The following is a 22,837-nucleotide window of genomic DNA, read 5'->3' as shown; positions in this document are numbered from 1 at the left end:
GCCTTAATAGTTATAGTCGAAAACAAGCTGCCTTACTCATCTGGCAACACTATACCAAATGAAGAATTAGGCTTCTCAAACAATCTAAAGAAGCCTATCAAGCCAAGTGGATTACCGTCAACCTTAGACTCTTTAGATAACAACATACCTTTAAAATCTGTTTCACCTACTAATAAATCGACAAACATAGCATGAGGTAAATTCAACGTAGCATTAACCTTCTCTTCTACTGGCTTAGAATCATCAACTAAACGATGATGGAGCACTGAGTTCTCAATCCATAAGAGATGGCTTTCATTTAGATCCGTAAAATTAATCACTATCTTAGTGTCTTTATTAGCTGCATCTTCTGATTTTAAACGCACAGCTAAAGTATCGAAAAAGTTAGAGACTGGCGTTTGTAATAATAGGTCTTTAGTAGCGGCAAGATTCACGCTGGTGTTGGATGTTCCTTGACGTAACTCTAAAGCACCGGTCAAATAAACATCACGCCACGGTCCTGATTCCGCTTGATAGCCTAATTGATCATAGCTACGCGCTAGCAGCTCGCGCGCTACTATGTTTTTGGGTTCAACCGATACCAAATGATTCAATAGCTCAGCGGCCCAGCGATAGTTACCCTCATCAAAGGCTTTTTGCGCTTTTAATAATACATTATTACTACCACCAGCTAGATCGACGTAAGCGGTAGCACGTTGTGGATCAGGTAACGGATCTAAATGGGCAGGATTACCATCGTACCATCCTAAATAACCTTGGTAGACAGCACGTGCATTATGTTTTACTGTGCCATAATACTCGCGATTATAGAATTCCTGCGACAAACTAGTAGGCAAAGTAATATCTTCAGCGATCTCGCCTGGTGTCATACCTTTATTCATACGGCGCACGCTCTGATCGTGAATAAATTTATAAGTATCGCGCTGTTGCTTTAAGAATTTCTGAATATTGTCTTGCCCCCACATAGGCCAATGATGACTACCGAAATAGATATCGGCATCACCAAATATATTACGCGCCTCTTCTATATAACCGCTCCATTTCAAAGCATCACGTACCTTTGCACCGCGTAGCGTATACAGATTATGCATATTTCGTGACACCAATTCTGCACCGCCAAAAGCCTTGTATTCTGGTAGATAGAAGGTTAGTTCTGCTGGAGCTTCTGACTCAGGCGTGTACTGAAACTCGAACTTGACGCCATCTATATTTAGTTTAGTAGGAGTGCGATCAATTAATACCGTAGGCTTGGTAATACTGACCTCTCCAAAAGCTGGGCTCTTTCCTAAGCCAGTATCGATATGACCGAATTCATCACGCGCCAAGTCTTTGCCGTACATGTAAACGGCGCGGCGTAGCATAGCATTACCAGCAATGATATTTTCGCTGGTCGCTTCTTCTATAAACCCAGCAGGTGCAATAATTGGAATTTTCTTACGCTCAATATCTTGCTGACTAACAATGCCTAATACTCCGCCGAAGTGATCAACATGACTATGCGTAAATAAAATAGCACTGACGTTGGTTGTATTCGGATAGCGCTTAGCTAGATGCTGCATAGCGAAGTCATAAGCATAGCGCGCGGTTTCTTTTGAGGTCATCGTATCAATAATAATCCAGCCACTATCGCCTTTGATTAACGTCATGTTAGATAAATCAAAACCGCGAACTTGATAAATACCTGGTGTTACCTCGAATAGTCCTTGAATATTATTGAGCTGAGCTTGTCGCCACAGGCTAGGATTGACTGTAGCAGGAGCCTCACCTTCTATAAAATCATAAGCACTCATATTCCAGACGTTCTTCGAGGCGTCTTTAGAGGATGGGATTTTCAAATCTTTAGGACTGGCGATAAGTCCGCGACGCGCGTCTGTGAAATCTTGCTGATCGTTAAGGTTTAATTGTTTGGCGACCTGACTATTAGCTTTGATGGTAGCGGTCGTAGGGGCGCGATTATCACCGCTTACACTAGTCACTGTTCCTGTACGCGCAGGTGCTGAGCTACAAGCTATTAGTAGCATACTGCTACAAAGTAATAACAACTCTTTTGAATGACGAAGATTATTAACTGTGTTTTTTTTATGGCTGATTATTACCATAATAAATTCCTTTTATGAATGGCAGGTTAAAATTAATTACGATCATTTAATACCCCACTCTCAACTTCGAAAGTGATTGAAAAAAGAAGAGCACCTCACTAATCTATTGTTTTCGACCAAGAATACAATGGAGTTGTGAGATGCCCATAGACGAATTTATCATAAATATCTATTTAATGGTAGAGCAATATTACAAAATAGTCGTCACCAAACCCTTGCGAAGTGCAGGTTACGCGCCAAAGCTAAGTGATCCTGAGGTTATTTGCATGGAGATGGTCGGTGAATTTTTACACCTAGATCAAGACAAACAAATTTGGCAATACTTTACCCAGCATTGGCAAGACTGGTTTCCAGCCATCGGCTCATACCCTAACTTCGCAAAGCACTGCGCCAATCTGTGGCAAGTCAAACAGCAGATACAAGATAAAGTCAGTGAACTTGAGGGCCGTGACAACATCCATTTTATGGATGGCTTTCCGATACCCGTCTGTCATTATGGACGCGCTTATCGGCATAAAAACTATCAAGACTTAGCGGCTTTTAGCTACTGTGCGGCTAAGCAAGAGAGATACTATGGCTTTGAGGGACATTTGCTTGTTAACTTATCGGGCATGATTAAAGGCTTTACCTTTGCTCCTGCCAATGTTGATGAAAGAGCGGTTGCCCCAGAAATCACCACTCATATTCATGGGCTACTTGGCGCTGATAAAGGGTATATCAGCCCTAGTCTGACATCGTACTACGACGCTCAAGGCGTGGATTTACAAACGCCACTCAGAGCTAATATGAAAGAGGATAGACCCAAACCTGTGGTAAGACGGCTGATGAAAGCCCGCCGTATCGTTGAAACAGTCATTGGTCAGCTATCAGAACGATTTAATATACAAAGGGTACGAGCAAGAGATTTATGGCATTTGTCTCATCGATTGATTCGTAAGATTCTTTCACACAATCTGTGCTTTGTACTCAACAAAAAACTTGGTAACCCGCCTCTTCAGTTTGATTTGCTTATTTCAAGTTGAGAGTGGGGTATTAATACATAAATTACTTCAATCCATTGATAGTGTGGCTTTTTCCCTATCACCAATTGTTAACGATTAGCGTATAGTCAACCCTACAATTTTTCGTTACAATGCTAATAAGACAAATGCAATAAACAAACTCAATCAAATTTGTCTTATGTATTGACCCCTTTGCATTATTTTTCACATACAACCAAAAAAAGGAAAAGACTATGTTTCCAGAACATCGCGAACTTATTAGCAAACTAAAAACTTCTGATAAACACTTTGAAAAATTATTTGATAAACACAACGAATTAGATGCTCAAATCATTAACCTAGAAAAAGATCCTGTTGCAGCAGGCAGCCGTGACGACGAAATTGAAGCATTAAAAAAACAAAAACTGCAATTAAAGGATGAAATCTACAAAATCTTAGAAGACAATAAAAACAAATAAGTTCTAAGCTAAATTCGATTTTTTGATTAAAGCCCTGTTCGTTGTGACAGGGCTTTTGCTATTGATAGCGAGTGTAAGGCTTAAATCAACCAATTAACCCTACTTTAAGAAAATTGGACTATAAAAAAATTGGTTTAAGCGTGGCTGACGGCATTATTTTTTTGTGAATACATTAACCAAGAAGCATAATAGCATCGTCACTATAATCACCGGCAAGGTATTCCCGATATCGAGTGGATGGGCAAGCCAATAACGGTACAAGCAAAAACCAATCGCCCAGACAATCAAATTTTTGACATTAAAACGCTGTTTGATACCGGTATTTTTTAAAATAAAAAAGTCCACAATCTGAATGGCTGCCATTGGCGCAAACACTGAGCCTAAAAAGTATAAAAATTCAGTGATATCATCCATTGGAAACAGCATCGCTGCGATGGCACAGATGAGGGTAATGCCAATTGCCAAGCCTTTTTCTGGGAGTTTTTGCCACAGCGAGACACCCGACACGCCTGCCGAGTACGCATCCAAAAACGTGGTTGTCACCGTCGCAAGTACAATCAACAATAACCCAGTCACGCCCAATCCAAGCTGTAATAGCATTTGGGCAAAATCCGACGTTTGGGTATACAACGCCATGCCCAGTCCAATCGCATACATCCACGCACTCATCACCCCATAGCTCACGGTGCTCACGAGCGTCGCTTGCAAAGGTTTTTGCGCATGGCGCGTATAATCACTCACCAGTGGCAACCATGATAATGGCATAATGACTGCGAGCTCAACCGCTGCCCCAAAGCTCATCGCTGCTGCCACGTCTTTTGTCGCTACCACATCCCCAGCGCCTAACTTAAATAATTTAAACGACAAAATAAGCGTTAAAATAAATAACCCCGCTACCGCCAACGCATTGATTTTGCCAAAGAAGCGGTTGCCCATCCACAGCCACAGTACAATCAGTGCGCCAATTACGCCACACCAGGCCGCTTGTCCGATAGCCCAAATCCCATTGACCGCCAATGCCCCATCATAAATCATGATGGCTGTCCAACCGACCAATTGCAAAAGATTTAGCAAAGCAAAAAGCATCCCACCTTGAAAACCAAAACTACCCTTCACCGTTTCCATGGCACTTTTGCGTTGGGTTGCCCCAATATAGCCCACTAGAAAAAATAGCACCCCACCTATCATATGCCCAATGACAATCGCTAACAAGCCGCGCTCCCATCCCAACGGCGCAAGGTAGGTGCCCGTCAAAATCTCAGCGATTGATACAGCTGCCCCTGCCCACAGCAAGGCGTGATGGCTACTTGTGGTCTGACTGCCAGTTTGGTGGGTGGTTTGTGCGCTATCCATGGTTAATTTCTCAGTTATTTTCTCAAGCTTCAAAGAAGCTGATTTTATCATTGTTAACAACAGTCGTTGAATAAAAAAAACCCCAAATCTTTCAATTTGAGGTTTTTTAATTTTATCTAATTGTCAGTCAATGAAACATTAGAACATCAAGATTAGATTTTACCTACTAAATCTAGGCTTGGTTTTAAGGTTTCTTTACCTTTTTCCCATGCCGCTGGACATACTTCACCGTCGTTGTCACGCACGTATTGAGCCGCTTGGATTTTACGGATTAAGTCTTTGGCAGAACGACCGATACCTAAGTCATGAATTTCTGCCACTTTGATTTTACCGTCTGGGTCTACCAAGAAAGTACCACGAAGGGCAGCGTTGTCTTCTTCAATCATCACGTTAAAGCCGCGGGTGATTTTACCAGTACCGTCGCCAAGCATTGGGTATTTTACTTTAGCGATTGCAGGTGACGCATCTGCCCATGCTTTGTGTACAAAATGGGTGTCTGTCGATACCGCATACACTTCCGCGCCTAATGCTTTGATTTCTTCGTAATGGTCTGCCATGTCTTCAAGTTCAGTTGGGCAAACAAAAGTAAAGTCATGTGGGTAGAAGAAAAACACTGCCCATTTGCCTTTAACGTCATCAGATGAAATTTCTTTGAATTCACCATTCACATATGCTTGGGTTTTGAATTCTGGAATGGTTTGGTTGATAATTGCAGCCATGGATTTTTCCTTATATAAGCTATTGTTGTGGTTAAAAATTTAGCAACATCACCATTTGACAAAGCCAAATCAGTGAGTGCTATATTGATAACACAAATTTGATGTCATTGGCAACCTAGCTTTTTAGGCTTCTAGCTTGTTAGGCTATAGTCGGTTGTTATTTTTTACACACCAAACGTTGTTATCGATGGGTCTATCTTAGTACAATTTAAGATTCAGTCTAGTTTAAAGTTTTTAATTGATTGATTAAATTTTTAAATTAACCTTGAGGTTTTTGCCTTGTAGTTTCAATCTTTAGGCTATCTTGTAATTATTTTGAAAGACTCGATAATGAATTCAATACCAAAACCAAATTAATGATAGATTAAAAAATATTCCACTCGTAAAAGCACACAAAAATGGTAAACTAAATTTGAAATGATTCGGTTGATTGAAGTTTTTAGCATGCATCTTTTGCGTGTTTTTTGCTAGGGTAGCCGTCAGTTTTTTTACCTTTTTATCTTTTTATTTATCTTTAACTAAAACGCGTTAGCGAAGATTTTACGCTATTTTAAAGGTTAAAATTCAAACCATGATTACATTACGACAATTAGAATTTGCATTGGCAGTTGCCAAATACAAGCATTTTAAACGGGCAGCAGAAGAGTGCAATATCTCACAATCTGCTTTAAGCTTGGGGATTGCAGAGCTGGAAAAGCAGCTTGATACCCAAATTTTTGAGCGTAACAACAAGCAAGTGCTAATCACCCCGATTGGGGAGGAAATTCTTGAGCGAGCCACGCGGATATTTGCCGAAGTCAATGATTTGGTGACCCGCGCCCAGACGCACCAAACCCCACTCGCCTACCCGATGACGATTGGTATCATCCCAACGATTGCGCCGTTTTTGCTGCCCAAGGTATTGCCGCTACTGCGCCAACAATTCCCACAATTTCAGCTCAATGTGGTAGAAGAACAAACTGAGCGACTGCTTGAAAAAGTCCGTTATGGCGCGATTGATACCGCCATTATTGCGCTGCCTTATAATACTGACGGCATGTTATCATTTGAGTTTTGGTCAGAAAAGTTTTTGGCGGTATTTGCTAAAGACAGTAAACACGCCAACTTACCCAGCATCAATGCTGATGAGTTAGCTAACAGTAACTTGATGCTGCTAGGCGAAGGACATTGTTTGACCGATCATGCGCTATCGGTGTGTCATCTGGATAAAAGCCGCGTCAAACACGCCTTTAGTGAAGCGAGCCTGCATACGTTAATTCAAATGGCTATCAGCGGTATGGGCACCACGCTAGTCCCGCAAATGGCAGCTGGGCAAGTGCGCCAGCAAACTGACAATGTGTCTTTAGTGCCGCTTAATGAAGCCGGTCCGCATCGCCGCTTGGCGTTTGTCACCCGTCTCAATTATGCGCGGGTCGATGATGTTAATCTATTGGGTCGCTTGTTTGCCCAAGGGTTACACGATAGCGAATTGGCATCTGCGCCAGCCACCGCAGACTCTGAGTCCATGACTTCAGCGAAGCCCGCCACAGAGGCATAATTTTTTATGCTCACTTTATTACATACATCAGATTGGCATTTGGGGCGTAGGCTTTATGGTAAGCCACGCTACGATGAATTTAAGCAGTTTTTAGACTGGCAGTTACAGACGCTGCGTGAGCAAAAAGTCGATGTGCTATTGATTGCAGGGGATATTTTTGATACCACCGCACCCAGTAACCAAGCGCAAAATTTATACTATGATTTTTTAAGTCAAGTTTGCCATACCGAGTGCCGCCATGTGATTATCGTCGCGGGCAACCATGATTCGGCCAGTTTTTTGGAGGCACCCAAACAGCTACTCAAAGCCTTTAACATCCATATCATCGGTAGTATGACAGATACGCCGACTGACGAAGTGATTACGTTATTAGATAAAGCAGGGCAACCTGAGCTCATTGTCATGGCTGTGCCCTACTTGCGTGACCGTGATGTGCGAACCGTGGGGCATGGCGAACGCCTTGATGATAAAGAACGCAAACTTGCCCAAGGCATCAAAGCCCATTATGCACAGATTGCCGATATTGCTATTGCGCAACAAGCGCAGCTGCAAGCCAAATATAAGCGTAGCATTCCGATTGTGGCAACGGGGCATTTATTTACCGTCGGCGGGCAAACGATGGAAGGCGATGGGGTGCGTGATTTGTATGTCGGCTCACTTGGTAGTATCGGTGCCGAGATTTTCCACCCCCAGATTGACTATGTGGCGCTTGGGCATTTACATATTCCGCAAGTGGTTGGCGGACAACCACACATCCGTTACGCTGGCTCACCCATTGCCATGGGTTTTGGTGAAAGTCGCCAGCAAAAACAAGTGCATTTGCTGCGATTTGATGCCAACTCTGATTTACTGTCACAGCCATTACAGACTTTAACCATTCAAAAAAAGCCGCTTGTTTCTGAGCCAACCCCTGTCAAAAAACGCAAAATGGTGAGCCATACGTCGATGGATTTATTTGCGGATGAAGCGTTGCCTGAATCATCCATGCTTGGCGCGATAAATGCAGAGGCTGGGATTAACGCAGAGGTTGATGCTCAAGCGACCCATAAAGCAGGATATGATACACCCAGTGATCATCTCAGTGGGCAACCTAATGGACAAATTATTGGGCAACCTTACAATATAGCCAAGCTTAGCGATACTACCTTACTGCAATCGCTGCCTGTTCCTGTGTTCCAACCCATACAAACGCTCAAAGGTGATTGGCAAACCATCAAAACCCGCTTACACAGCCTAAAAAAAGCCCAACAATCGGTTTGGCTTGAAGTGGTGTATGACGGGCAAGAAGTCGTGGGTGATTTATCAGAAAAAATTGCAGAACTGGTTAAAGACTCTAGGCTTGAAGTACTACGCATCAAAAATCAGCAAAAACGCGATCAGGTGATGCAAAGCCAGCGCATAGATGAATCACTTGAAGAGTTAAACCCAACACAAGTGTTTGAACGCTGCCTAATTGCCCATCAAGTGCTAGAAGAGCAAAAACCCATGCTATGGTCGAGATATACTGAAGTGCTTGAAAGCTTGCAAGGGGGGCAGCAATGAGAATCTTAAAGCTACGCTTTCAAAACCTTAATTCATTGCAAGGCGAATGGGAAATTGACTTTCGTCATGCCGCGTATGCCGATGAAGGTATTTTTGCCATCACAGGTTCGACAGGGGCGGGTAAAAGCACCATTTTAGATGCCATTTGTCTTGCCTTATACGGTGCGACGCCACGCTTGGGCGAGATTACCCAAAGCAAAAATGACCTCATGTCACGCCATACCGGCGAATGTCGAAGCGAAGTAATTTTTGCCACCAAAAGTGGCAGTTATCGCTGTACCTGGCTACAAAAGCGCGCCAGAAAAAAACCCGAAGGCAACTTGCAATCGCCGATGCACGAAATCGCCCCTTTTACCGATGACGCTGCAGATTTACCACCGCTTGAAACCCAAACCAGAAAAACTAGAAAACTGGTCGCTGAATTCACCGGCATGGATTTTGACCGTTTTACCCGTGCCATGCTACTGGCGCAAGGCAGTTTTGCCGCTTTTTTGCAAGCCAATAGCGATGAGCGCTCCAATCTGCTCGAAGAAATCACCGGCACCGAAATCTATGGCGATATCTCAAAAAAAGTACACGAGTTTAAAACCCAATCAGACGCTGAACTTAAGACCCTCACGGATCGCTTATCAGGCATGACGGTGTTATCTGATGAAGAAGTACAAAGCCTAACCTCACAAAAAAACGCCTTGGTGGACATCGTCAATCAAACCAAAACCGCCATGACCAAAATCGAGTCTGATAAGCTATGGCGACAAAACCTTGACGCATACACGCACCAAATTCACCAACTTGAGCATGAAGCACGCGACCTTGCCGAGCAAGAAAGCCAATTCGCCCCACAAAAAACCCGACTACAGCGCGCACTAAAAGCCCTTGAAGTGTCGGGTGATATTAAAAAACTTGATTATCAGCGCGATTTATTGACTGCACAGCTCAGTGAGCTTGCGGGTTACCAACACCAACTACCCACCGCCGAACGCAATTACCAGCTTGCTCAAAAAAACCAAGATGAGCGTCAAGCACAAGCCCAGCAAACCGAAAACGACTGGCAACAGGCCCAAATGTTATTAAACCAAGTGCGCAAGCTTGACACTACCCTTGGGCAAAAAAATCAGTACGCTCAAGAGATTGCGCAGCAGTTGTCACAGCTTAGTGAGCAATTGGCGCATAATGCCCAAAGCATTGATAGTCAGCAGCAGCAGCTTGTTAGCCAGCAAACACAGCGTGAGCAGTTCATCCAAGCGCAGCAGCAAATCCCCCAGGCAACAACCTTGCCTCAAACATTGGCCTCCCTTACCCAACTACAGGAATCTAGCCAAGCACTCAGTGAACAAGCGCAGGCTTTAGTCAACGAACAGCAGCAGCTACAGGGTGATTTTCAGCACAATGAGCAGCAAGCCAGCGCTCTGCAATCACAGCTCACGCAGTTGCAATCACAAATTTCTGAGCATCGACAAAACTTAGAGAGCCAAACCAGTCACTTACATCATCTGACACAAGGGCAGTCGGCAGCAGCATTGCGACAGCAGGTTGAAATTTATTGGCAAACCGACCAGCAGCTTGCCGCCATGCAAAGCGATGTGCAGACTTGGCAAACCAACCTACAACACTATCAACAATTTGCGCAGCAATTAGCCGATGGTCAAACTCAATTGGCTCAGATTGCTAGCCAACGACTAACTAGCGAGCAGCAGCAACAAGCCGCCGAGCAGACTGTCGAATTGTTAAACCGCAACTTGATTTTATTGGCAAAAATTCAAAATTTAACCGAGGAGCGCGATAAATTACGCCACGGCGAACCTTGCCCGCTGTGTGGGTCAACCGCGCATCCTTTCGCCACCCATCAGCCCTACACGCCCGATGATACCGAGCAACAATTAGCGATTGCCAAACAACGGCTTGATAACATCAATCGCCAATTACAGCAGTTATTACTTGAAGAGCATGCACTCACAAATAACCAGCAACAGCTCAATGAGCATTTGCAGCACCTACAGGCACACAACCAACGCTTATTAAATCAATTACAGCTTGCCAGCCAACACCTTATACATGCTAAGCCTGTACAACAGGCAATTGAAACATTACCGTCCGTTACAGCCTCTAACGCTGATAATGATATAGACCACCAAGCCGTTCAAACATTGGCGACGACAATCCAGACTGAAAAAACCAACAATCAGCAGGCTTTGGTAGCACTGCAAGAGTCACTGACGCAAATCGAAGCCGTACAATCCGAGCAGCAGCAAACCCAGCAGCGATTAGCCACATTAACCGAGCAATACCATGATGTTTTGCAGCAACAAACCCTGCTACACAATCAGCAGCAACATCGCCAAGACAGAATCCGCGATATTGATGCCCAGCAATTGGTTATCGCCGATAAGCAACATCAAGTAATGCAGCGCATTGACACGTTGCTGATGCCGTTTGCAACGCGCGAACGCACTTTTAGCTTTGATACCACACAGGATGCGAATGCCCAATTAAATCAGCATATCGATACCCTTGCGCAACTTTTACAGCGCTATCAAGGATTAGAAACTAAGCTTAGCCATATCAATGACACCATCACAGGTATTGAGCAAACGCTCACCCGATTGGTGGCAGATCAGCAACATTTAACCCAAAATCAACACCAAGCCCGTCAGCGACAGCAAGCATTGGCGCGAGAGATTAGCGAGCTACAGGCGCAGCGATACGCCTTGTTTGGCGAACAAGCGGTAGACATCGTCTCTCACGCATTAGTCCAAGCAAAAAATCAGGCTTTGCAGGATTATCAAGCCAGCCAAACAGCTTTTCATGAGCAGCTAAGTCAGCTGCAGATTTTGCAACAACAAATCGCATCTTTGACCACTAGCACTACCCAACTAAAAATTGCCCAGCAAACCCTACAAGCCGATATTCAGCAGCGTTTTGCGACATTGGGTTTTGTGGATGACGCCGATTATCGCGCTGCGGTTTTGGTCGATACCGAGCGGGAACGCTTACAACAGCTTGCCAATCAACTCCATGATAGTCAGCAGCGCAATCATAACCTACTGTCTGAAGCCAAACGCATACAGCAGCAGTTACTCGATCATCCCCAAACTGCGCTGTCACTTGAGCAATTGCTTGATGCGCTTGGGCAATTGCAACAGCAATTTAGCGAGGATCAAAAACAATTGGGCGCCGTTGAGCAGCAGCTAGCAGCCAATGAAGCCCTTAAACAAAATCAGCAGCAACTATTAGATGCCATCAACCAACAGCGCAACCATACCGAAGAATGGAAGGTATTGCATCAATTGATTGGTTCAAGCGATGGCAAAAAATTTCGTAACTTTGCCCAAGGCTTGACCTTTAATATCATGGTTGCCCATGCCAATGAACAGCTCAAAAAAATGAGCGACCGTTATTTACTGATAGCTGATAGCGAGCAGCCCTTGATGCTCAATGTGATGGACAATTACCAAGGCGGGCAAATCCGTACCAGTAAAAATCTATCAGGCGGTGAGAGTTTTATTATCAGCTTGTCGCTTGCATTGGGACTGTCAAATATGGCCAGTCACCGCATGCAAGTAGATTCGCTGTTTTTGGATGAAGGCTTTGGTACGCTGGATGAAGAAGCACTCGATGTAGCGCTCGACACCCTAACCAACCTACAGCAATCGGGCAAGCTAATTGGGGTGATTTCCCATATTCAGGCGCTGAAAGATAGAATCAGCAGTCAAATCCAAGTAGTGCCGCAAACAGGGGGCATCAGTAAAATTATCGGTGCCGGTATTACCGAGATTAGTTGACTCAGGCTAGCTTTGGTTAAGCCAAATTAAGTTAAGATAAGCTAAGCTAATAAGTTAAGCGGCGCGGCAAACACACCGTAACAACCGATTCATCTTGCTGTCATGTCATGGGTTCATACTACTGTTTATGTCAATGTTTACCGCTCGCTTAATCAAAACCTGAGTGCTCAGTGTTATTTATGTCAACTCATAAGGGCAACACGATGTTAACCAAACTTTCGCAGCTTTTAGCACAAGGGCGCTTTGTCTCGCCTCTCCCCGCCGTGGTGGTGCATCCTACTACCGATATCATCTTGCAATCTTGTATTCAAGCACATCAGCACCACATCATCACCCCGATTTTGATCGGTCCAAAACACAAAATCGAAAAAGCCGCTACTGACGCCAATTTAGATATTTCAGGCTTTATGTTAGTGGATGCTGAGCATAGCCATGACGCGGTTGAAATCGCCGCAAAAATGGTTCGTGAACAGCAAGCCGACTTTATCATCAAAGGTTCGGTGCATACCGATGAGTTAATGGGTGTTCTGATTGATAAAACCCAAAACCTACGCACCGAGCGCCGTATGAGCCACGTGTGGTTAATGGAAAGTCCCACGTATCACAAGCTTTTGACCTTGACCGATTGCGCACTCAACGTGGTGCCAGATTTGCTGACCAAAAAAGACATTTTGCAAAATGCGATTGATTTCGCGCACGCGCTAGACATTGCGCAGCCTAAAGTAGCCATCTTGGCAGCGGTTGAAGAAGTCAAACCGCAAATGCAATCGACCATTGATGCCGCGGCGTTATGCAAAATGGCAGACCGGGGTCAAATCACCGGCGCCTTGCTTGATGGACCCTTAGCGTTTGACAATGCGATTAGCCAACAGTCTGCGGATATCAAACATATCCACTCACCTGTCACCGGCGATGTCGATATTTTACTGGTACCTGACTTAGAAGCGGGCAATATGCTAGGTAAACAGTTAATTTATTTGGGCGAAGCTAAAGCCGCTGGCATTGTCATGGGTTCAAAAGTGCCGATTGTGTTGACCAGTCGTTCGGATGATGAACTCGACCGCCTGTATTCTATTGCCCTTGGCGCCTACGTTGCGCAAAAGCGTAAACAAGCTTGATGTTAATTCAGGTTACTTGAGATTAATTGAGGTGACTAGCATGAACGATTCTGTAATGAGGCATACTGACTCGACTCACCCGATTGTGGTGACTTTTAACGTAGGTTCAGCGACTATCAAAATGGCGGCGTATGACACGGCTAAGGCAGTCGACTCATCCCCCCTTGCGTGGTCACCCTTGTTTGATGTCAATATCAATCTAAAAACCAAAAACAAAGTCTGGCACGCCATGCCACAATCTTTGTCTGACTGGGAACCCCAAGATAGCCTGACAGACACCGCGGTAAGCTTGTTTACTCGTGTCAAACAGGCCTTTCCCGCGCGTGAGATTGTCTGTATCCACCGAGTGGTTCATGGTGGCAAACGCTATCATTTTCCTGTGGTGATTAACGAGACAGTGATGGCGCATTTGGTGGAGTTATCACCGATTTGTCCGCTACATCAGCCCCCCGCCCTATCTGTGGTCAACGCGCTGCAAGCCATGGATAAAAACCTGGTGCACATCGCTGCCTTTGATACCGCCTTTCACTACCATCGCCCAGAGATTTGGTCTAGCTATGCGCTGCCAAAATCGCTGCGCGATCAAGGCGTGCGCTGTTATGGCTTTCATGGTTTATCGTATCAGGCGATTATGCGCAAACTTGAAACTTATCTCCCAAAGATTGCCAAAAAACGCTTAATCATCGCGCATTTGGGTAGTGGCTGTAGTATCACCGCGGTCGACAATGGCGAGTCGAAAGACAGTACCTTTGGCTTTAGTGGATTAGATGGCGTGCCAATGGGTACCCGTCCGGGTCATTTGGATGCTGGGGTGATTTTATATATGGTCGAGCAAGGTTGGACGCTCGAGCAAATGAACCAATGCCTATATAAAGAGTCGGGGTTGCTTGGTTTATCTGAAATTAGCAATGACGTGCGTGATTTGCTCGCGAGCGATGACCCACGCGCCAAATTTGCATTGGCGTATTTTGCCACGCATGCCGCCAAAGAAATCGCAAGCCTGATGGTTAGTATGAAAGGCTGTGATGCGCTTATCTTTACCGCAGGGATAGGTGAGCAGTCGGCGATTATCCGTCAGATGATTGTCGAACAACTCGATTTTTTAGGTTTTAGTTTGGATGCCGATAAAAATATCGATGGTCGTATTGATGTGCCGATTTTACGAATCAACTCAGACGATGACAAACAAATTTATGTCATATTGACCGATGAACAACTTGAATTAGCTTTATCACTTGAGCAGGCAATCACGATAGAAACCAATAATTAAAAGTGACAAACCTGTCAACTTTTTTTAGGATGAATGGTAAGATATAACCGATTTTTATCGGTTACAGCCTCTTACTGTCTAGTTGATTATACTATTACAAATATTAACATAAATAGCGATTGTTTTTTACTTTTAAGCTCCTCGCAAGGTTTAATTTAGCCATTTTTCATGATATTGTAATATCAAGCAAATAGACTATGCTTAAATCTTATCACATTCATTTTAGTCATATTTTTGATTAAAAGATGGATTGTAATTTGGTGGTGTTTAAACCTTTCTTATTTTTTCTGGTAGCTTAATGAGGTCAATTATGAACAACGATTTTATGGATAAAATGAAAGATGGTTCACGTCAAATGTACGCACCATGGTCGCGCTTCAACCAAGCGATGTTACGAAATGCGGAAAAAATGACTGACTTTTCTCTAGAAACAATGCGTCATTACTCAGAGATGGGTCTTGAGCAACTTCGCAATGTTTCTTCTGTTGACTCTCCAGAAGCGGCTTCAAGCTTTAACCAAAAACAAACTGAGCTGCTCAACCAATTGGGTCAAAAAATGTTGTCAGATGCACAGCGTTTGACTGAGCTTGGCAACGAAATCCGTAATGAAGTCATGTCAGCGATGAATGAAATCTATAGCCAAAATGCATCCAGCATGCAAGATGCCATGCAAAGCGCTGCTAGCAACGCATCAAAAACAGCAGAAGACTTTAACCGCAAAGTGAACGAAAACATGCACAAAGCGGCAAACCAAATGTCAGAAGCGGTTAAACAAACCACCCAAAACATGAACAAAGCTGCGACTAACGTGACTGCTGCGGCAACCCGCACCGCTAATGATGTAGCACAAACACAAAATAGCGAAGCGGTAAAACCTGCAGCAAAAACAACCCCTGCAGCAAAATAATTAGTTTGATGCATCGTAGTCATTCTTAAGACTGTATCATTTATAAACCGCTATTTATGTGTTACCTGATAGATGAATGGCGGCTTATGAATCTATAAAAGTGGTGGATTAGACAGATGCCTAATCCACCATATTTTTAAGTAAGCGTGCGTATTCACAACGAATTCTTATCAAGCACATCATAATAACGGGACTTATCATGGCAGACAATAAAGACACCCAATATCAAGGAGCGAACGCCCATTCCTCAAGCGACAACGCTTCAAATAGCGCTTCAAATAGCAATACTTCCAACACCCAAGGCGCAGAGAATACCAATACCAATGCTTTTGGCTACACGCCATTTGCCAATTTTCCCTTTGGCAATAATGCTTTTGGTAACAATGCTTTTGGCATACCTCAAAATCCGCTGGATTTTTTGAGTAAAACCAATCCATTTGCTCACATGGCCTCTAGTATTCCACCTTACAATGCTGCGGTCGGTGAATTCTATAGCGAATTTTTTGGCAATATGACCAAACTGAGCCAACAGATTGCACAGCAATCGATGCGTGCCAACCAAGCGCCGCAGTATACCAATACTTCCATCATGATGGATTTAATGGATGGTTGGCGTAAAATGGGTCAGATGGTGACCAATCACCCAGGCACGATGGTTGAAGACCAATTGCAGTTGTTTAAAGACCAAATGCACTTGTGGCAAAACACACTGCAACAATTTGCCGGTAAGAAAATCGACCCAGTGGCAAGCCCGGAAAAAGGCGACAAACGGTTTAGTGATGAAGAATGGGAGGACAATCCTATTTTTAACTTCCTAAAACAGTATTATTTATTAACTACCCAAGCGATGATGGATGCGATTGATGGCGTTGAAGGTATTGATGAAAAAACCCGTCAACGCTTGGCTTTTTTTACCCGCCAATGGATCAATGCAGTAGCCCCAACCAACTTCTTATTGACCAACCCAGAGGTACTACGTTTGACCATCGAAAGTCGGGGGCAAAATCTGGTTCAAGGGATGAAGCAGTTGGCTGAGGACATGGGTAATAGCGCTGATACACTCAATATCCGTATGACTGACCAGAGTGCGTTTCGGGTGGGTGACAACATCGCCACCTCGAAAGGAAAAGTGGTATTTGAAAACCACATGATGCAGCTCATCCAGTATGACCCTTCAACTGAAAAAGTAAAACAACGTCCGTTGTTGATGGTGCCGCCTTGGATCAACAAATTCTACATCATGGACTTACGTGAGAACAACTCGTTTGTGCATTGGGCTGTCAACGAAGGTCATACGGTTTATGTCATCTCTTGGGCGAACCCGACGCCTGAGTACAAAAATGTTGGCATGAGCACTTACATGAAAGACGGTGTGCTTGCGGCGATGGATCAAATTGAAGCCATCACAGGTGAAAAAACCATCAATATTACAGGTTATTGTATTGGGGGTATGTTGACCGCATTGACGTTAGGCTATCTTGCCGCGACCAAGCAAGAAAGCCGTATTGCCAGTGCGACACTTTGGGCGACTATTATTGACTTCTCAGATCCAGGTGATATCGGTGTCTTTATCGATGATAAAATCGTTGCGGCGATTGACAAGCAGAACGCCGACAAAGGCGTGTTTGACGGGCGAATGATGGGCGTGTCATTTAGCCTACTCCGTGAGAACAGCCTATACTGGAATTACTACGTACAAAATTACCTCAAAGGTGAGCGTCCTGTACCTTTTGACTTGTTATACTGGAATTCAGACTGTACCAACGTGACTGCTGCGCTGCATCATTTTCTACTGCGTGAGTTCTATATCAACAACTTGCTGCGTAAACCGGGTGGGGTTGAAATTGACGGCGTGAAAATTGACTTATCAAAAGTTAAAACCCCTGTGTTTATGGTCGCAACCTTGCAAGACCATATCGCAAAATGGAAAAGCTGTTATCCAGGCACGCAAGTATTTGGCGGTGAAAAAGTATTTGTGTTGGGGGAATCAGGTCATATTGCGGGTATCATGAACCCCCCTGGTAGTAAATATGGTTATTACACTAATGATAACTACACTGCGGACGCTGACCAATGGTACAAAGACGCCACCTATGTTAAAGACACATGGTGGACAAGATGGCATGACTGGATCAAACCATTTGAGGGCAACGAAATCAATGCCCGTGTTGTCGGTCAAAATAGCCAAGGTAAAGAAATCCCAACCTATGGCGATGCCCCAGGTAGCTATGTCACGGTCAAAGCGACTGAAGCCTTGACGGGTCATAACTTTGCAGAAGCTTACCGTTCACAATTACCACCCGTATAATATATCGTTATCACATAACATCCCGTGATTGCCCAGCCTATCACGGGATTTTTACAAAATAGCCAAATCGCCCATCAGCTACATAGATTTGCTAGTCAAAAGTTGTGATATTGAGTAGAATTAACGCCATATTCTGCGCATAATAGCGATTGCAAACACTTTGAATAGAGCGCCTATGTCGATTGAACCAACACAAAACAACTTATCACTCAGTAAGCTAGACCGCAATATTGTCTTCTTTGATCGGGCGATTCGCTCGTTTATTCCAAACAGCAATCCTAGCACCCGTCCTTTGCCTGTCTCTAGCCCCGATGTGCCAAAACTCTCCGTGGAAGAAGCGCGTCATGTCGCAGGCCTCATGCGTATCAATCACACGGGCGAAGTGTGCGCGCAAGGACTGTATCACGGTCAAGCATTTACCGCCAAACAAGCAACAGTCAAAAAAGCCATGCACCAATCTGCGCTAGAGGAAATTGACCATTTGGTATGGTGTGAGACGCGGTTAAATGAATTGGGTAGCCATCCCAGTATTTTTAGTCCGCTTTGGTATGGGCTATCGTTTGGCATGGGTGCGGTAGCGGGATTGATTTCTGATGAGTTTAGTTTGGGGTTTGTCGCAGAGACAGAAACCCAAGTCAGCGAGCATTTGCACAGCCATCTTGGTAAGCTGCCTGCCCAAGATAAACGCAGCGCTGAGATTTTAAGCCAAATGGATAAAGAAGAATTACATCACCGTGATAAAGCAGTCGAATCAGGCGCCAGCCCATTGCCCCTACCCATCAAAACCACGATGCGTTTTTTGGCTAATTGCATGAAAACGGTGGCGTATCATATTTAAACAAGCATGTTTAGCCGAGCGTGTTTAAATGAGCCTGATTGACAGGCTCAATCGTTTGCTGCGTGTTTATTGCTATAACCTTGCTTAAACGCGCTGTTTTGGCGTAAAAATATAACAATAACTTTATTTTTTTTTGATAGTATTTTTAGATTGTTGCTTTACATTGTTACTATGGGATAAGCTGATTGATTTGTGCAATCTATCCCACCCAATTTTTTAAGGAAATTTCAATGATTCACATGGTAAAACCCCTAGTCTATACCCCCCTAGCCTACACCTTAGCTATTTTGATGGCAACCAATGCCACTGTAGCAATGGCTGCAACCGCAAAAACAACGACTAAGACGACCACCACCAAAACCACCGGGGCAAAACCCGCTACCCAGACAACAGCCACTAAAAAAACCACGGTTGCCAAAGCCAAAAACACGAAAAAATCAACTGAAAAATCGGCTGATACAGTCAGTAATAGCGTGAAGAATACTACCCCGCAAACGACAACGCCGTCAGCCACCTCAAATACAGGTTCAATGATAGTGCCTGTCTTGACCGCCCCCACGGTTGCCAACGTGATTTATCCATCTACCAACAGCGTACAATTGGTAGGCACGGATATTTCAGCGCAAAATCTTGCCAATATCCCACTGCCGACTTTAACGCTTAGTAATATCTCAACAATAAAAACCATTTTGGTTCCAAGAACCACGGATAATAGTACACAGTTAGATGTCAGCGTGTTAGACGATTTTATTACTTATGTTACCCCAATGGCACGTCACTACCCCCCTGTTTTTTCGAGCCGTACTGAGCGCTACAACACCACTGAGCGACTCAAATCATTGACCGCATGGATTGAGACCTACGCACAAAATCCAAATGCCTCTTATGAGGTGCTACTGCGTGCAGCAAAACTCAATGCGATGGGTCGCAATCTGGATTTAGGTTCTGATTATGCCGTGCGTGCAGGCAATTATATCGCCCGTGCCGTGAGGCTCAATGACACGGCAGAAGCCAACTTCTTATATGGCGCAATGCTCGCTGAGGGTGGCGGCTTTAAAGAAGGTGCCAAATACTTAGAAAAAGCCGAAAAAATGGGCTATCTAGAAGCTACGCAAAGTTTGGCGCAAGCGGATTTATTGGATGACAAAAAAGACCGTGCCATTCAACGGTTAACGGAATTTAAGGCCAAAAACCCAGACAATCCGTATATCGATGAACAATTACGCATCATTGATAGCGGTAAATACTATATTTGGGATATCCCTGCAAAAGTCGTTCAATAATTTTTTTGCGTTCATACCCTAGCCGTGGTTTAATATCACTGCTAAGTCACCATGCTAATTCACCATCATAGTTGAATTTTAGCATGGTGATTTTTTTCACCCTATCATTCAGTGATAGGCAGATTTTTTGCGTTGCATTTTTTGCGATATCCATTGTTGCTCTATTCTTTTTTGCTCTATTTTAGCCGAGTAAATCACCATGCCGCTAACAAACCAATCTACTAGATTTTGTCAAAAGTCTCTCATCACAGCGACGACATTGGTTACTATCATCACCCTTAGTGGCTGCGCCACCACCAAAATCGGTAGCCGCGATACTGCAAGAGCCATCATAGATCAGCGCGTCAGCGTGTTATCGGGCAACCGCTTGAGTTCTGACACCAAAAGCCGTTTAGTGCAGGCAGGTTTAGATGAAGAGAAATGCTTGGCAAATATGCCTGCCTGTGTAGTGACGCTCAAGCAAGCAGATCTTAATACCGATAAAGGGATTTATGGCGCAATTAGCGAGCTGTTTTATGCCTCTGCCCAGCAGCGCCAGCAAGCCAAAACTTGTACCAATCCGCCAAAAGATTTGACCACAGACTATGCCAAAAATTTGGTTGGCAAGACCGACATTGTAGCGCCCAAACCCGATGAAATTTCTTGTACTATCGCCTTTCAAGACGATATGCTGCAATCGATTCGGTTTTCTTACATTTATTTGATGTACGATATCCTCAATCCAACCGTCGTCAATCAACAACCGTCACAATTGTATTATCTGCCAAAACAACGCGATACCCAAATTCAGGACTTGTATTACGCTGCCATCGATGCGTTAGGTGATCGCTTGTATCATCAAAAAATGGCAGAAAATTATCAAATCACTCGCAACAACCTGCGTGTCAGTATCAATGGACAGCCGTTTACTGACAAATCGGCATCGATGAAACTGATTTCAAGCTACCAGATTAATTTATCAAAATTTAATACCATCAGTCGCCGCGATGGCTTTGGTATCAATTATGTGGCGCTACTCAATAGTCGCATCAATACGGCGGTGATTATTGACTTGTTGCAACACTATGCCAATGATACACCGTTAGAAGAACGTATCCACCAATCAGGGCATTTGCCTATGACCGCGGTGTTGGTGCCCAAAGGCAATACCATTGATGAGGTACAAAAAACCACCGATTTTTCGCTCAATATTTATGATCCCTATCAGTTTAAAAGTGTCTCTATTCTCAACAAAGATTTTGCGCTATCGGCGAATTTTTCGGCAGCCTACGGCTTGTGGTCACAGGACAATCGCCTAGGCAATATCAGCTATTTTAGTATGTTTTCCTCGCCGTATCAGCAAACCCAGCCGCATTTATTTATGCTTGAGCCTTACAATCCTAATAAGCGCGTGATTATCATGATGCATGGGTTGGCATCGAGTCCTGAAACTTGGATTGGACTGACCAATGACATTTTTAATGACCCAAAACTTCGCGAAAACTTCCAAGTTTGGCAGATTTTTTATCCAACCAATATCCCGATGCTAGAAAACCGCCACCAAATTTATGACTTGATTGAACGCACTTTTAAAATTGTCGATCCTAAGCAGCAGGACGTTGCCAGTCAACATGCGGTGCTGATTGGTCATAGTATGGGTGGGGTGATTGGGCGTTTGTTGGTATCAAATGATGACTTGACGCCCAAAGTCGAATCGCTGGTTGCCAATTACTCACAGATGAATAATTTTTCAGCAGGCTACGCGGCATTTGTCCGTCATGCGCAAAATAAAACGCTCAGTGACCGCTTCAAACTTCAAGCCCTGCCGCAAGTCGATCGCGCGATTTTTATCTCTTCGCCATTTCGCGGTACCGATTATGCCGATCGCTGGTTTACTCGCAGTTTGCGCCGTATCATCTCACTACCGGCAGGATTTATCCGCACCGTGTATGACAATTTAAATTCGCTATTTACTGAAGGCGTGGTTTCAAGCAATCCGCTGGCACAGCTATTTTTGGAAAATGGCGCCAGCCAGTTGAGCAGCCGCTCTTACTTTAACCAATTAACGGCAGATGTCACCATCGCGCCCAATGTTGCGGTCAATAACATCATCGCCACTAATGATAAGGATTTGTCCAATGCGCTCAATCAGCTTACCGCTAAGGCAGCCAATAGTACTACTGATGATGTATCGGCATCCATAACATCTTTGAAAAATGACAATACAACCACGACCGTGAAACCCGCCACAGAGACCAAGCTGTATAACACCACGAATCTGGCGCAAGCCAAACAAAGCCTAGATGAGAAAAAGCAACTCTTAGAATCGGTGAAATATGGCGCAACCGACCGTGTCTCTGATGGTATTGTGCCGTACAACAGCTCGCATTTAGAAGGCGTGGAATCTGAAAAAGTGCTTACCGGTCGTCACAATGTTCATACCAGCCCGCAGGCGATTTTGGAGTTACGTCGCATCCTGCATCAACATCTCGCTCGCTATGGCATCACCCAAGCGCCGCCTGACAGACAGCCTTAGTGGCTATCAACATCAATAAAAAAGCGAATAGGCTTCACTATTCGCTTTTTATGACACTGTTTTTTATTTAACTGTTTATTGCTACTAATTATTGATACTGCTGACAG

At 44.2% G+C, this 22,837-nt stretch carries 15 protein-coding genes; 12 read left to right on the top strand and 3 right to left on the bottom strand.

From position 1 onward, the window contains the following. Window positions 1-32: 32 nt before the first annotated feature. Entirely contained in the window at window positions 33-2,099 is a 2,067-nt protein-coding gene (locus RTS09_RS07620; RefSeq protein ID WP_051500319.1) for an alkyl/aryl-sulfatase, read from the bottom strand. 140 nt (window positions 2,100-2,239) lie between these two features. Here RTS09_RS07620 and RTS09_RS07615 point away from each other — a divergent pair, with 140 nt between their 5' ends. Then, a complete protein-coding gene (locus RTS09_RS07615; protein WP_036598391.1) occupies window positions 2,240-3,121 on the top strand; it encodes an IS982 family transposase in 882 nt (293 codons plus the stop codon). Window positions 3,122-3,333: 212 nt separating this feature from the next. Further along, entirely contained in the window at window positions 3,334-3,558 is a 225-nt protein-coding gene (locus RTS09_RS07610; RefSeq protein ID WP_007116424.1) for an HP1242/YdcH family protein, read from the top strand. 153 nt (window positions 3,559-3,711) lie between these two features. Here the strand turns inward: RTS09_RS07610 and cytX are convergent, their stop codons facing one another. Beyond that, window positions 3,712-4,911, bottom strand: a complete 1,200-nt coding sequence (gene cytX / locus RTS09_RS07605; RefSeq protein WP_312535761.1) for a putative hydroxymethylpyrimidine transporter CytX — start codon at window positions 4,909-4,911, stop codon at window positions 3,712-3,714. Between the two features lie 152 nt (window positions 4,912-5,063). After that, entirely contained in the window at window positions 5,064-5,630 is a 567-nt protein-coding gene (gene ahpC, locus RTS09_RS07600) for an alkyl hydroperoxide reductase subunit C (RefSeq protein WP_076774574.1), read from the bottom strand. A gap of 571 nt (window positions 5,631-6,201) precedes the next feature. On the opposite strand from ahpC, the gene RTS09_RS07595 reads away from it, so the two are divergent. The 10 genes from RTS09_RS07595 to RTS09_RS07550 all read left to right on the top strand — a co-directional run bounded on the left by RTS09_RS07595 (window position 6,202) and on the right by RTS09_RS07550 (window position 22,730). After that, window positions 6,202-7,167 carry a hydrogen peroxide-inducible genes activator gene (locus RTS09_RS07595; RefSeq protein ID WP_159675960.1) on the top strand — a complete coding sequence of 322 codons (966 nt, stop codon included), beginning with the start codon at window positions 6,202-6,204 and terminating at the stop codon, window positions 7,165-7,167. Window positions 7,168-7,173: 6 nt separating this feature from the next. After that, the gene (locus RTS09_RS07590; RefSeq protein WP_312535757.1) at window positions 7,174-8,709 is read left to right on the top strand and encodes an exonuclease SbcCD subunit D C-terminal domain-containing protein; all 1,536 of its coding nucleotides are present in this window, start codon (window positions 7,174-7,176) and stop codon (window positions 8,707-8,709) included. Further along, window positions 8,706-12,491 (top strand): AAA family ATPase, encoded by a 3,786-nt coding sequence (locus RTS09_RS07585; RefSeq protein ID WP_312535754.1) that lies wholly within the window; start codon window positions 8,706-8,708, stop codon window positions 12,489-12,491. Before RTS09_RS07590 ends, RTS09_RS07585 begins: the two co-directional genes overlap by 4 nt. Before the next feature lie 203 nt (window positions 12,492-12,694). Beyond that, window positions 12,695-13,609 (top strand): bifunctional enoyl-CoA hydratase/phosphate acetyltransferase, encoded by a 915-nt coding sequence (locus RTS09_RS07580; RefSeq protein ID WP_312535751.1) that lies wholly within the window; start codon window positions 12,695-12,697, stop codon window positions 13,607-13,609. A gap of 40 nt (window positions 13,610-13,649) precedes the next feature. Further along, the gene (locus RTS09_RS07575; protein ID WP_158071775.1) at window positions 13,650-14,879 is read left to right on the top strand and encodes an acetate/propionate family kinase; all 1,230 of its coding nucleotides are present in this window, start codon (window positions 13,650-13,652) and stop codon (window positions 14,877-14,879) included. A 310-nt stretch (window positions 14,880-15,189) separates the two neighbouring features. Continuing rightward, window positions 15,190-15,786, top strand: coding sequence for a phasin family protein (locus tag RTS09_RS07570; protein WP_159675955.1), 597 nt, complete (start codon window positions 15,190-15,192; stop codon window positions 15,784-15,786). 199 nt (window positions 15,787-15,985) lie between these two features. After that, the gene (gene phaC, locus RTS09_RS07565) at window positions 15,986-18,094 is read left to right on the top strand and encodes a class I poly(R)-hydroxyalkanoic acid synthase (protein WP_138018853.1); all 2,109 of its coding nucleotides are present in this window, start codon (window positions 15,986-15,988) and stop codon (window positions 18,092-18,094) included. Window positions 18,095-18,269: 175 nt separating this feature from the next. Beyond that, on the top strand, window positions 18,270-18,932 hold the full coding sequence (coq7, locus tag RTS09_RS07560; RefSeq protein WP_076774590.1) for a 2-polyprenyl-3-methyl-6-methoxy-1,4-benzoquinone monooxygenase: 663 nt from the start codon (window positions 18,270-18,272) through the stop codon (window positions 18,930-18,932). Between the two features lie 230 nt (window positions 18,933-19,162). Then, window positions 19,163-20,215 (top strand): tetratricopeptide repeat protein, encoded by a 1,053-nt coding sequence (locus tag RTS09_RS07555; RefSeq protein WP_312535743.1) that lies wholly within the window; start codon window positions 19,163-19,165, stop codon window positions 20,213-20,215. A 199-nt stretch (window positions 20,216-20,414) separates the two neighbouring features. Then, window positions 20,415-22,730, top strand: a complete 2,316-nt coding sequence (locus tag RTS09_RS07550) for a lipase family alpha/beta hydrolase (RefSeq protein WP_312535741.1) — start codon at window positions 20,415-20,417, stop codon at window positions 22,728-22,730. Window positions 22,731-22,837 lie beyond the last annotated feature (107 nt).

This window comes from Moraxella sp. CTOTU47618 (assembly GCF_032017425.1).
GTDB classification, from domain to species: domain Bacteria; phylum Pseudomonadota; class Gammaproteobacteria; order Pseudomonadales; family Moraxellaceae; genus Faucicola; species Faucicola tetraodonis.
Note: the sequence above shows the minus strand (reverse complement) of the source record. Positions and strands in the feature narration are given on the sequence as shown.